Source organism: Nonomuraea sp. NPDC004354, assembly GCF_053602555.1.
In genome coordinates, this window is the sequence record NZ_JBSGDV010000002.1 from 24,871 (window position 1) to 35,570 (window position 10,700).

The following is a 10,700-nucleotide window of genomic DNA, read 5'->3' on the forward strand; positions in this document are numbered from 1 at the left end:
CGATGCGCGCCGAGCATCGCGAGTTCCGGGCGGACTGGCTCGAGGAGTCCATCGCCGCCCGGTTCTGGGCCGTCGTCGCCGAGCATCCCGACCGGGTCGCGGTGCTCGGCGAGGAGGGACCGCTCACCTACGCCGAGCTCGCCCGGGAGGTCCAGGCCGTGGCCGCGGCCGTGCACGGGGCCTCCCGGGTCGGGCTCCTGGTCGGTCACGGTCCCAGGATGGTGGCCGCCATCCTGGGGGTGCTCACGGCCGGCGCCACCTACGTGCCCCTCGATCCGGCCTACCCGCGGGCACGCCTGGAGCGCATGGCCGAGCTGGCCCGGCCGGAGCTGGTCGTGACCCTGCCCGAGCACAAGGACGTGCTCGACGGCGACCTCGTCGACCTCACCTCGGTGCCGCCGGCGCCGGGCTTCCGGCCCGTCGCCGTGGACCCGGACGCGCCGGCGTACATCCTGTTCACCTCAGGGTCCACGGGCCGGCCCAAGGGGGTCGTGCAGAGCCACCGGGGAGCGTTGTTCCAGATCCGGACGCATACCAACAACCTGCGTATCGGGCCCTCGGACCGGATCAGTGTCGTCTCCTCCTTCAGCTACGACATGGCCGTGACGGACGGCTTCTCCGCGCTGCTCAACGGAGCCGCCGTGGTGCCGGTCGACCTCCGGCTGCACGGGCTGGGACGGCTGCGGGAAGCCCTCGTCAGCGGATCGGTCACGATCTATCACTCGACCCCGACCGTTTACCGGTATCTGCTCGACTCCCTTTCCCCTGACGAGGTGCTGCCGGACATCCGGGTCGTCGTGCTGGGCGGCGAGGAGGTCGTCCGCCACGACCTCGACCGCTTCCGACGGCATTTCCCCTCCTCCTGCGTCTTCGTCAACGGTTACGGGGCCACCGAGATCTCCTTCGTCGCGCAGAACCACCTGACGGCCGCCGGCCTGGGCGACGACCCGGTCGTGCCCATCGGGCGGCCCCTGGACGGTGTGGAGATCGAACTCCGCGCCCCGCGACCGGACCCGGCGGAGGGCGAGATCGTCATCCGCAGCCGGTACCTGGCCGGCTACCTGGGCGCCTCGGAACGGGACCAGGCCAGGTTCGGCGTCGATCCGGACGGCATGCGGTACTACCGCACCGGCGACCTCGGGCGGTGGCTTCCCGACGGCCGCCTCGCCTACCTGGGCCGCCTCGACCGGCAGGTCAAGATCCGCGGCCACCGCGTCGAGCTGGGCGAGGTCGAAGCCGTGCTGGCCACGCTGGTGCCCCGGGCCGCCGTCGTCACCCGTGAGGTCAGGGGCGAGCCCCAGATCGTGGCCTACGTCCTGGGCGCCGACGCCGCCGGGCTGCGCGAGCGGCTGGCCGAGGAGTTGCCCGACTTCATGGTTCCCTCCGTGATCGTCCAGGTCGACACCCTGCCCCTGACCCCGACCGGGAAGATCGACACCGCCGCCCTGCCGGACCCGAGCCCCGGACCCGCCCCCGTGCGAACGGCGAGCCTGCCGCGGCCCGTGGCCGAGCTCGCCACCCAGATCGCGGGCGCCTGGGGAGCCGTGCTCGACCTGCGGGAGGTCGACTGGGAGCGGTCGTTCTTCGACCAGGGAGGGCACTCGCTGCTCATGGCGAAGGTCCAGCAGCGGCTCGAAAGCGTCCTGGGCCGGCGCGTCCCGCTGACCACCCTCTACGCCCATGCCACCGTCGAGTCCCTCGCGCGCCACCTCGCGTCAGGGGACGAGCGGGCGGCCGAGGCGGGCGCGCCGAGCGACGCCCCCGCCGTCCGCGCGGCCCTGCGCCGCCGGCGCCGCCGGCCCTGACCAGGCTCCTGCCCGCCCGCGCGCGAGGAAAGGGCCGGTCAGGACGGGCAGGCGTTCAGGACGCGCCCTCTCGCAGTTCCCTGGCGGCCGCCCGATAGCCCTGGGCGACGCGGCCGAACATGTCCAGCAGTACCCCGACCTGTTCCGGCCGGTAGTCCAGGCTGACCGCCTCCAGGTGGCGCCTGGACGACGCGCAGGCGGCGTCGTAATCGTCCATGCCGCCCTCGACCAGTTCGACGGTGACCGTACGCCGGTCACGTTCCCCGCGCACCCGGCGCGCGTAGCCGGCCTTCTCCAGCCTGTCGATCAACCGGGTGGTCGAGGCGGACGGCAGCCCGAGCTCATCGGAGATCGCCCCCACGGCGAGCGGTCCGCGCGTCTCCAGCAGCATGAGGGCGGCGACGTCGGCCGGTTGCAGGCCGAGCCGTTCGGCGACCGCCTCGTTGTGCAGGAGGACCGCGATCAGGAACTCGCGGAACCCGGCCTCTCCCGGGTGTTTATGGGCCACTTTCACAACCTACTCCACGGCGATATATCTTCATATCGGAGATACTCCGATTTGGAGGAGATATGGAGATCCTTGTCATCGGCGCCGGCGTGGGCGGACTCGCGGTGTCCCGCGCGTTACTGGCCGCCGGGCACCGCGTGCGGGTTTACGAGCAGGCTCCGGCCCGGCGGACAGGAGGTAAGGCGCTGCTCGTCTGGAGCAACGGCAACGCCGTCCTCGACGATCTCGGCATCAGCCTGGACGGCGTCGGCGCCCGCATCGACAGGATCGACGCGATGACCGACGACGGGCGGCTGCGCACCAGCATGGACATCGCCCACGCGGCCGGCCGCTTCGGCTTCGCCACCCAGGCGATCCCCCGCCGGCACCTGCTGGAACGCCTGGGTGACGGGCTGCCCGACGACCTCGTCCGCTACGGCACGAGCTGCCAGGGCGTGAGCCAGGACGACGACCGGGTCACGGTGACCTTCAGCGACGGGTCGACGGCCACGGGAGACCTGCTCGTCGGAGCCGACGGCCACCACTCGGCCGTCCGGCGCCACCTGTGGGGCGACGGCTCGGTCCAGCCGGCCACCTTCGGCACGTGGCAGGGCCTCAGCCCGATCGACATCGACCTCACCGGCACGCACCGCCATCTCATGATCACCGGGCCGGAGGGCGCGTGCGGGCTCATGCCCGCCGGCGACGGTCTGCTGCAGTGGTGGTTCGACGTGCGGTGGTCACCCACCGACCCCCGGCCCGCCGCCCCGCTGGCCGAGCTGCGGCGCAGGTTCGGGCGGTGGGCCTCGCCCGTCCCCGAGGTGCTCGCCGCCGCCACCGAGGACGACCTCGAGTTCTTCGGCCACCACTGGAACAAGGTCCGCCCGGTATGGGGAGAGGGCCGCATCACCCTGGTCGGCGACGCCGCCCACACCATGCCGCCCACCCTGGGACAGGGCGCCAACCAGACCCTCGAGGACGCGTGGGTGCTCGGCCGCGAGCTCGCCAGGGGCGGCGACCCTACGGTACGGCTGCGCGCCTACGAGAAGGCCCGCTACCCGCACATCTCCCTGGTGTCCAGGCTGGCCAAGCGCAACCCCGCCAACTGGCGCATCCCGCCGCTGCTCGGCCGGCTGATCCCGGAAACGTCCCAGACGGGAATGCTCGCCCGCTTCAGCAACCGCCTCACCACGCCTGCCGTCCGATCCGCCTGACGCGGCCGCCGGTCGCGCCGTGCCGCCCGCCCCTTCCGCGACGAACCTGCCGGTGTCCGGCGCCCACCAGGCCGGATAGCGATCGTCAAGTTTGTACCTCTTTTTCGGCTATATGCGTGTTTGTCAGATTTTCGGGGCAGAAGGGGGACCGATTCACGGCTCGGGAGAGGCGCCTCCAGGAGCAGATCGCCGTTCGAGCGGATGCTTCGCCGGTGCGGCCCTGCCGGGTGGTCGAGGTCGAGGCAGGAACGGCAAGGAGCGCTCATCATGAAGGACCGAACACGGGTAGCGCTGGCTGTGATCGCCGGCTACTACCTCGGTCGGCGGCACAAGCTGGGGCTGGCCATGGCGCTGGCGGCCGCCGGGCTGGCGAGCGGGATGACTCGGGGCGAGGGCGGCGGCGGACTGCTCCAGCTGGGGAGCAAGCTGCTCGGCGAAAGCCCCGAGTTGCAACAGCTGACCGGACGCCTGCGGGGCGAGCTGGTGGAGGTCGGCAAGGCCGCGGCGGTGGCCGCGACCAGCAGGCAGATCGACTCGTTGAGCTCGCGCCTGCACGACCGCGCCGAATCCCTGCGGCAGCCCGGCGGCGGCAGGGGCGCCGGCGAGCAGGCCGGTGCCGAGGAGCAGACCGGCGACGGAGAAGGCGAGCGGACCGCCGGCGGAGCGGGCAGGAGCCGCGGCGCGGAGGAGACAACGGACCGTGGCGCGGGCGGCCGGGCCGGCCCGGAGGCCGACGAGGAAGACCAGTACGACGAGGACGAGTACGACTACGTCGAGGAGCCCTACGACGAGGAGGAACAAGAGCCTCCTGAGGAGGAGCCCACACCACCGCCGAGGCGTCAGCGTCCCGTCCGGCCGGTCTCCAGGACGCGGAGGTGACGTCGATGGCCGCGCCGAAGACAGCAGTCACCGAGAAGGTGGCGGAGAAGATCGCGCAGGCCGTGCCCACGGACCGGCTCGCCCAGGAGATGCAGAACCTCGTCCAGGCCATGGCCGAGCGGGCGCTGCTTTCCCTGACCGGCAAGGTCGAGGGCATGGCCGGCCGGCTGACCGACTTCGCGGCGGGGGGCGGAACAAGCCTGATCAGCGCCATCACCGGGTCGGAACCCGGCGGTTCCGGGCTGGCCAAGGCGGCTGAGGCCGTCAAGGGCGGCATCGGGAGCACGGGCCAGAAGCTCGGGGGCGTGAGGCAGAAGCTCGGGAAGGCGGGCCAGAAGAGCGCCAAGCCCAAGATGACCAACATCGTCGAATCCGTCGACGTCGGTGCTCCCGTGCGCGTCGTCTACAACCAGTGGACGCGCTTCCAGGACTTCCCCGGCTTCATGAAGAAGGTCGAGAGCGTCGAGCAGGAGTCCGAGGAGCAGGTGAGCTGGAAGGCGCAGATCTTCTGGTCGCATCGGACGTGGCAGGCCAAGGTGATCGAGCAGGTGCCCGACAAGCTGATCATCTGGCGTTCGGAGGGAAACAAGGGATATGTCGACGGCGCGGTGACCTTCCACGCGCTCACCCCTGATCTCACCCGCGTGGTGCTCGTCCTCGAGTACCACCCGCAGGGCGTGGTCGAGCGGGTCGGGAACATGTGGCGCGCGCAGGGGCGGCGGGCGCGGCTGGAGCTCAAGCACTTCGTCCGGCACGTCATGACGCAGACGATGCTGCACCCCGAGGAGATGGCCGAGGACGGCTGGCGGGGCGAGATCCACGACGGCGAGGTGGTGAAGGACCACGAGACGGCGCTCCAGGAGGAGCAGGAGCGGGAGGAGCCCGCGGACGAGAGGGCCGAGGAGAAGCCCGCGGAGGAGCCCGAGGAAGAGCCCGAGGAGGAACGCGAGGACGAGAGGGCCGAGGAGGAACAGCCGGAGGAGGAACCCGAGGAAGAGGAGGAGGAAGAAGAGGAAGGACCCCAGCGGGAGACCGCCGAGGAGGAGGAAGAGGAGCCCGAGGAGGCTTCCCGGCCCGCCGTCGCCAGGGAGCGGTCGACGGGAACGGGCGCCGCGCGTCCGGTACGGCGGCGCCGCGAGGCTGAGGAGGACCAGCCGTCCTCCCCGGCGCGCAGAAGGACGGGCTCGACGCGCACCAGGTGACGGGCCACGCAAGCAACGACCATCAAGGAAGAGGCAGGGCATGACGGTGCAGCCTGCGGGAGGCGGCGGGGTGACCAGCCGTCCTTCCGGAACGAGTCTGGCCGATGTCGTCGACACGATCCTCGACAAAGGGCTCGTCATCGACGCCTACGTCAGCGTCTCGCTGATCGGCATCGAGATCCTGAGCATCGACGCGCGGATCGTCGTGGCGAGCGTCGACACGTATCTGCGTTTCGCCGAGGCGACGGATCGGCTGGATCTCACCAAGTCCAGGAAACCTGGGCTTCCGGAGGTCGTGCAGAGCGTGACGGGCGGCGGGGACCAGCAAGCGGCGGCGGAGCAGATCCAGGCCGAACAGGTGCAGGCGGAGCAGGTGCCGTCCGAGGACGACGAGCGCCCCTCGCTGGAGGCCGCCGGCAAGAGGCTGGAGGACCTGATCGGCGACCGCGACGAGGAGCGGGAGCCTGCCCGGTCGCGCGGGAGCAAGAAGGAGGAGGGCTGACATGGGCCAGACCACCGAGACGACCGAACAGCCCGCCACCGAGCAGAAGACCGGGTGCTACCTCTACGGCATCGTGCCCGCGGACGTGGAGGTCGACCCGGAGGCCCAGGGCGTGGCGGAGGCGCGGATACGCACGGTACAGCACGGCGACCTGGCCGCGCTGGTGAGCGAGATCACCCTCGACCGCCCGCTCGGCACCCCCGCCGACCTGCGCGCGCACGAGCAGCTGCTCGACGCGACCGCCGCCGAGGTGCCGGTGCTGCCGATCCGCTTCGGCGCCGTGCTGGCGACCTGCGACGCGGCGGTCGAGGAACTGCTGGCCCCCTATCACGACGAGTTCGCCGCCGCGCTGCGGGAGCTGGAGGGACGCGCGCAGTTCGCGGTGAAGGGCCGCTACGCCGAGGAGACGGTGCTCGGCGAGGTGCTCGAGGAGAACCCCGAGATCGAGCGGCTCCGGGAGGAGATCCACGGCCTGCCGGAGGACGCCACGCGGAACCAGCGCATCCAGCTCGGCGAGCTGATCAACACGGCGGTCGCCGCCAAGCGCGACGCGGACACCGCGGCGCTGCTCGAAGCCGTCAAGACGGTCGTCGTCATGTCGTCCCTCCGCGAGCCGTCACACGAGCTGGACGCCATGAACGTGGCGCTCCTCGTCGAGACCGACCGCGAGGGCGAGCTGGCGCAGGTCGTGGAGGAGCTCGGACGGCAATGGGCCGGGCGGGTCGAGCTGCGCCTGCTCGGGCCGATGGCGCCCTACGACTTCGTGGTGAGCGGCGGCCAGGGTGGTGGGTGATGGGACTGCTCACCATGGTCGTGGGCCTTCCGCTCGCGCCGCTCAAAGGACTGATCAAGCTCGCGGAGGTGCTGCGGGACGAGGCGGACCGCCAGCTGTACGACCCCTCGGTGGCCAAGCGCGAGCTCGAGGAGATCGAGAACGCCAGGGACGCCGGCGAGATCTCCGAGGAGGAGGCGGAGGAGGCCATGGAGCGGGTCCTGCTACGGATCACCGGCCAGGCCACCGACCCGCCCGATGACACGGAGGGGAGGTGACTTCGTGCCTGCCAAGCGCAGGGTCGCACGTCCCGAGGAAGACCGGAACGACCGGCCCGCCGCGCGCCGTACAGGTGACATGACGGCCGCGTCGGCGGGCCAGGCAGGCCTGCGCCACATCATCGACCTGACCGGGCGAGAAGCCGAGGGCGTCACGATGGTGGAACCGGCGGAGGACGGCTGGGTGGTGGAGGTCGAGGTCGTCGAGGACCGCCGCATCCCCTCGGCCGGCGACATCCTGGCCCTCTACGAGGTGGACCTCGACGAGGAGGGCAACCTTCTCGCCTACCGGAGGAAGGGACGGTACCGGCGGGGCACAGGCGACAGAGCGTACGAGGAGTCATGACATGACCGATCCGCGTTCCGCGCCTGCCGTACGACCGATGTCCTCTCCCGCGCGACAGGGCGGGCGCGAGCCCGCCAACCTCGGCGACATCCTGGAGCGCGTGCTCGACAGGGGGGTGGTGATCGCGGGCGACATCCGGGTGAACCTGCTGGACATCGAACTGCTCACGATCAAGTTGCGGCTGGTGATCGCCTCCGTCGACACGGCCAGGGAGATGGGTATCGACTGGTGGGAGCACGACCCATGGCTCACGGGCGACAGCCGGGGCCTCCTGGAGGAGAACCGCAGGCTGCGCGCCAGGCTCGAGGCGCTGGAGGAGCGCGAGTCCCTGGGCGCGGGCCGAGAGGAGCGCCAGTCCCTGCGGGCCGGACGATCGGACGAGCAGCGTGAACGACACAGCCAACGAGACACCGAATGACACCCTGCGGGACACGGGGACCTACCTCTACGCCGTGACCCGCGACCTCGGTCTCAAGGTGCCTGAGGGCCTGGTCGGTGTGGCCGGCACGCCGGTGCGGGCCGTCGCGCACGCCGGGCTGGTGGCCTACGTGAGCACCGTCCCGCTGAGCCTGTTCGGGGCGGAGCCGCTGCGGCGGTCGATGGAGGACCTCGACTGGCTCGGCCGGACCGCGAGGGCCCACCATCACGTCGTGGAGGCGGTCGCGGAGGGCTGCCCGGCCGCGCCGGTCCGGCTGGTCACCGTCTACAGCGGCGACGACCAGATCAGGCAGCTCCTCAGCCGCAGGCACGACGACTTCGTGGAGGTGCTCGCCCGCATCGCCGACCGGCAGGAGTGGGGCGTGAAGGCCTACGTCGACCTGTCCGCCGCCGCTCCCCCCGAGGAGGAGACGGTGCAGGCGGGCGGCCCGGGAGCGGCCTACCTCAGGCGGCGCCGGCAGAGCATTCGCGGTCGCGAGGAGTCGTGGCGCAAGGCCGCCGCGCGCGCGGAGGAGATCCACGAGGCGCTCTCGTCCCTCGCCATCGGGAGCCGGCGGCACCGCGCCCAGGACCCGCAGCTGTCGGGCCGCAGCGAGCTCATGATCCTCAACGGCGCCTACCTCGTCGAGCGGGACCGCGCCGGCGAGTTCACCCGCGCCGTCGAGGGGTTGCGCGGGCAGGGTGTGGACGTCGAGCTGACCGGTCCTTGGGCGCCCTACTCCTTCACCGATCTGGCCGATCCGGCGGAGCCGGAGGTGCTCGGTGACGCTTGAGGAGCCGCGCGGTGCCCAGCTGGCCAGGGAGGGCCGCCTTCCCCCCGAACGGGTGGCGCTGGTCGACCTGCTGGACCGGCTGCTGGCCGGCGGGGTGGTCGTGAGCGGCGACCTGGTCCTGTCCATCGCCGACATCGACCTCGTCCGGATCTCCGTACGGGCGTTGATCATGTCCGTGCGGGAGTGCGACACGACGGCGGGCGACGACACCGGCTGGAGGTGAGAACGCGATGGAACCACGTCATACGGCGCGCACGAGCAGGGTGCGCATCGAGACCGACCGCGAGGCCATGGAACGCGACCTCTCCCGCCTGGTGCTGACCCTGGTCGAGCTCGTCCGCCAGCTGGTGGAGCGCCAGTGCGTGCGGCGGATGGAGCAGGGGGACCTGTCGGACGAGCAGATCGAGGTGCTCGGGCTGACGCTGATGCGGCTGGAGGAGGCGATGACCGAGCTGTGCGACCGGTTCGGCCTGACCCCGGCCGATCTCAACCTCGACCTCGGACCGCTCGGGACCCTGCTTCCCGAGGACTGATCAGGTGCCGCTCACGCGCCGCCGGCGACTAATAATGGAGTCCTGCATTAGTGGGCCGGTCGGCGAGGTGGGCTGTGAACATCGGTGGCGGAGATCTCCGGCGGCTGCGCCATCTCAACTCGCTGGCCTGCCTCCGGGTGCTGCGCGGGACCGATCCGCTGACGCTCGCCGAGGTGGCCAGGCGCACCGGGCTGTCCAGGGCGTCGGCCGTCGAGGTGGTCGCCGACCTGTGCGAGCGCGGCTGGATCATGGAGGTGCCGCCCACGCGGGGTGCCATGGGCAGGCCCGCGCGCCGCTACCGCTTCCGTTTCGAGGCCGGTCACGTCCTCGGGCTCGACATCGGCGTGCACAAGGTGCTGGCCGCGATCACCGACCTGGACGGCCGGGTCGTCGCCAGCGGCAGGACCCCGGTCAGCCCCGACGTGCCGCGCCCTGAGCGGCTGGCCGCCGTGGACCGTGCCGTCGCCGCCTGCATGGAGACGGCGGGCCTGGCGCCCGGCGAGGTCTGGGCGGTCACCGCCGGGACGGTGGGCGTGGTCGACCGTAAAGGCCAGGTGACCGCCGTCCACGCGATACCCGACTGGGCGGGCGTGGACCTGATCGCGCACCTCGGGGCCACCTTCGACGCGCCGGTCCTGGTGTGCAACGACAGCAGGCTGGCGGCGCTGGCCGAGCAGCGGATGGGCGTGGCCCGCGACGTGCGCGACCTGGTCTACCTGCACGCCGGTCGGCGGCCCGGCGCCGCCGTCGTCCTGGACGGCAGGCTCCACCACGGGTTCGGCGGCGCGGCGGGCGAGGTGGGCATGCTGGACGCGGTGGGCTGGCTGCGCATGGGCGAGCACCTGGAGCGGTCGCCGTCGTTCGCGGGAGCGGCGCCCGACGAGGTGGCCGGACTGGTCTTCGGCGCGGCGCGGCAGGGCGACGCCGGCGCGCTGGCGGCCGTCGAGCGGTACGCCGCGGACCTGGCGGTGGGCACGGCGGCCATGGTGCTCACCCTCGACCCCGAAGTGGTCGTGCTGGGCGGTGGCCTGTCCCGCTCGGGCGACGTGCTGCTGGAGCCGCTGCGCCGCGCGCTGGAGCCGCTGTGCCTGCGGATGCCGGAGATCCGCCTGTCGATCCTGGGCGAGAACTGCGTGGTGCTGGGCGCGGCGTGCATGGCCATCGACGAGGTCGACGCGCTGACGCTGTCCGCCGACGACCCGCTGGAGCGCGCCCGGCACACGTCGATGGCCCCCTGAGCGTAAGACCGGACGGTCTTTCGCCGTGGTCACTTCCTGAAGGCGTCCTTCGTCTTCTCAGCGGCCAGTCTGAGACTGCCCTTGACCTTTTCGGCTTTTCCCTTCGCCTGCAGCGAACGGTTGCCGGTCATCTCGCCGAATCTCTGCTTGACCTTGCCTTTCGTCTCCTGGATCTTGGCCTTGGCCTTTTCGGTCCTCCCCATGGCCGCGCCTCCCCCCGCGTGACGAATTGT

The 10,700-nt window shown here is 71.6% G+C and carries 15 protein-coding genes; 13 read left to right on the plus strand and 2 right to left on the minus strand.

Annotation, left to right across the window (positions count from 1 at the left end; translation table 11 throughout):
• Positions 1 to 2 precede the first annotated feature (2 nt).
• Positions 3 to 1,805: an AMP-binding protein gene (locus tag ACWENQ_RS05775; RefSeq protein WP_449915496.1), complete on the plus strand. Its 1,803-nt coding sequence runs from the start codon at positions 3 to 5 to the stop codon at positions 1,803 to 1,805.
• Between the two features lie 55 nt (positions 1,806 to 1,860).
• Here the strand turns inward: ACWENQ_RS05775 and ACWENQ_RS05780 are convergent, their stop codons facing one another.
• Positions 1,861 to 2,313: a MarR family winged helix-turn-helix transcriptional regulator gene (locus ACWENQ_RS05780; RefSeq protein WP_452413003.1), complete on the minus strand. Its 453-nt coding sequence runs from the start codon at positions 2,311 to 2,313 to the stop codon at positions 1,861 to 1,863.
• Between the two features lie 62 nt (positions 2,314 to 2,375).
• Here ACWENQ_RS05780 and ACWENQ_RS05785 point away from each other — a divergent pair, with 62 nt between their 5' ends.
• The 12 genes from ACWENQ_RS05785 to ACWENQ_RS05840 all read left to right on the plus strand — a co-directional run bounded on the left by ACWENQ_RS05785 (position 2,376) and on the right by ACWENQ_RS05840 (position 10,467).
• Positions 2,376 to 3,506, plus strand: coding sequence for an FAD-dependent oxidoreductase (locus ACWENQ_RS05785; RefSeq protein WP_452413004.1), 1,131 nt, complete (start codon positions 2,376 to 2,378; stop codon positions 3,504 to 3,506).
• A 267-nt stretch (positions 3,507 to 3,773) separates the two neighbouring features.
• Entirely contained in the window at positions 3,774 to 4,385 is a 612-nt protein-coding gene (locus tag ACWENQ_RS05790) for a hypothetical protein (protein ID WP_449915503.1), read from the plus strand.
• A gap of 5 nt (positions 4,386 to 4,390) precedes the next feature.
• On the plus strand, positions 4,391 to 5,587 hold the full coding sequence (locus ACWENQ_RS05795; RefSeq protein WP_452413005.1) for an SRPBCC family protein: 1,197 nt from the start codon (positions 4,391 to 4,393) through the stop codon (positions 5,585 to 5,587).
• Between the two features lie 40 nt (positions 5,588 to 5,627).
• A complete protein-coding gene (gene gvpJ / locus ACWENQ_RS05800) occupies positions 5,628 to 6,089 on the plus strand; it encodes a gas vesicle protein GvpJ (RefSeq protein WP_452413006.1) in 462 nt (153 codons plus the stop codon).
• Position 6,090: 1 nt separating this feature from the next.
• The gene (locus ACWENQ_RS05805) at positions 6,091 to 6,882 is read left to right on the plus strand and encodes a GvpL/GvpF family gas vesicle protein (RefSeq protein ID WP_452413007.1); all 792 of its coding nucleotides are present in this window, start codon (positions 6,091 to 6,093) and stop codon (positions 6,880 to 6,882) included.
• Complete coding sequence (locus tag ACWENQ_RS05810; RefSeq protein ID WP_449915511.1) at positions 6,882 to 7,139, plus strand: gas vesicle protein GvpG; 258 nt, start codon at positions 6,882 to 6,884, stop codon at positions 7,137 to 7,139. Before ACWENQ_RS05805 ends, ACWENQ_RS05810 begins: the two co-directional genes overlap by 1 nt.
• A 4-nt stretch (positions 7,140 to 7,143) precedes the next feature.
• The gene (gene gvpO / locus ACWENQ_RS05815) at positions 7,144 to 7,485 is read left to right on the plus strand and encodes a gas vesicle protein GvpO (protein WP_452413008.1); all 342 of its coding nucleotides are present in this window, start codon (positions 7,144 to 7,146) and stop codon (positions 7,483 to 7,485) included.
• A 1-nt stretch (position 7,486) separates the two neighbouring features.
• Positions 7,487 to 7,903 (plus strand): gas vesicle protein GvpJ, encoded by a 417-nt coding sequence (gene gvpJ / locus ACWENQ_RS05820; protein ID WP_449915515.1) that lies wholly within the window; start codon positions 7,487 to 7,489, stop codon positions 7,901 to 7,903.
• Positions 7,872 to 8,696, plus strand: a complete 825-nt coding sequence (locus ACWENQ_RS05825; RefSeq protein WP_449915517.1) for a GvpL/GvpF family gas vesicle protein — start codon at positions 7,872 to 7,874, stop codon at positions 8,694 to 8,696. The genes gvpJ (ACWENQ_RS05820) and ACWENQ_RS05825 overlap by 32 nt, the downstream gene beginning before the upstream one ends.
• A complete protein-coding gene (locus ACWENQ_RS05830; RefSeq protein ID WP_449915519.1) occupies positions 8,686 to 8,919 on the plus strand; it encodes a gas vesicle protein in 234 nt (77 codons plus the stop codon). Before ACWENQ_RS05825 ends, ACWENQ_RS05830 begins: the two co-directional genes overlap by 11 nt.
• A 7-nt stretch (positions 8,920 to 8,926) precedes the next feature.
• Positions 8,927 to 9,229 (plus strand): gas vesicle protein K, encoded by a 303-nt coding sequence (locus ACWENQ_RS05835; RefSeq protein WP_354921818.1) that lies wholly within the window; start codon positions 8,927 to 8,929, stop codon positions 9,227 to 9,229.
• Between the two features lie 74 nt (positions 9,230 to 9,303).
• The gene (locus ACWENQ_RS05840; protein ID WP_452413009.1) at positions 9,304 to 10,467 is read left to right on the plus strand and encodes an ROK family protein; all 1,164 of its coding nucleotides are present in this window, start codon (positions 9,304 to 9,306) and stop codon (positions 10,465 to 10,467) included.
• Between the two features lie 29 nt (positions 10,468 to 10,496).
• Here the strand turns inward: ACWENQ_RS05840 and ACWENQ_RS05845 are convergent, their stop codons facing one another.
• The gene (locus ACWENQ_RS05845) at positions 10,497 to 10,670 is read right to left on the minus strand and encodes a CsbD family protein (RefSeq protein ID WP_354921823.1); all 174 of its coding nucleotides are present in this window, start codon (positions 10,668 to 10,670) and stop codon (positions 10,497 to 10,499) included.
• Between the last annotated feature and the right edge of the window lie 30 nt (positions 10,671 to 10,700).

Excerpts from the sequence above, each read along its gene's own strand:
- ACWENQ_RS05775 (WP_449915496.1), top strand. The coding sequence starts at position 3 with ATGCGCGCCGAGCATCGCGAGTTCCGGGCGGACTGGCTCGAGGAGTCC.
- ACWENQ_RS05785 (WP_452413004.1), top strand. The coding sequence starts at position 2,376 with ATGGAGATCCTTGTCATCGGCGCCGGCGTGGGCGGACTCGCGGTGTCC.
- ACWENQ_RS05790 (WP_449915503.1), top strand. The coding sequence starts at position 3,774 with ATGAAGGACCGAACACGGGTAGCGCTGGCTGTGATCGCCGGCTACTAC.
- ACWENQ_RS05795 (WP_452413005.1), top strand. The coding sequence starts at position 4,391 with ATGGCCGCGCCGAAGACAGCAGTCACCGAGAAGGTGGCGGAGAAGATC.
- gvpJ (WP_452413006.1), top strand. The coding sequence starts at position 5,628 with ATGACGGTGCAGCCTGCGGGAGGCGGCGGGGTGACCAGCCGTCCTTCC.
- ACWENQ_RS05805 (WP_452413007.1), top strand. The coding sequence starts at position 6,091 with ATGGGCCAGACCACCGAGACGACCGAACAGCCCGCCACCGAGCAGAAG.
- ACWENQ_RS05810 (WP_449915511.1), top strand. The coding sequence starts at position 6,882 with ATGGGACTGCTCACCATGGTCGTGGGCCTTCCGCTCGCGCCGCTCAAA.
- gvpJ (WP_449915515.1), top strand. The coding sequence starts at position 7,487 with ATGACCGATCCGCGTTCCGCGCCTGCCGTACGACCGATGTCCTCTCCC.
- ACWENQ_RS05835 (WP_354921818.1), top strand. The coding sequence starts at position 8,927 with ATGGAACCACGTCATACGGCGCGCACGAGCAGGGTGCGCATCGAGACC.
- ACWENQ_RS05845 (WP_354921823.1), bottom strand. The coding sequence starts at position 10,670 with ATGGGGAGGACCGAAAAGGCCAAGGCCAAGATCCAGGAGACGAAAGGC.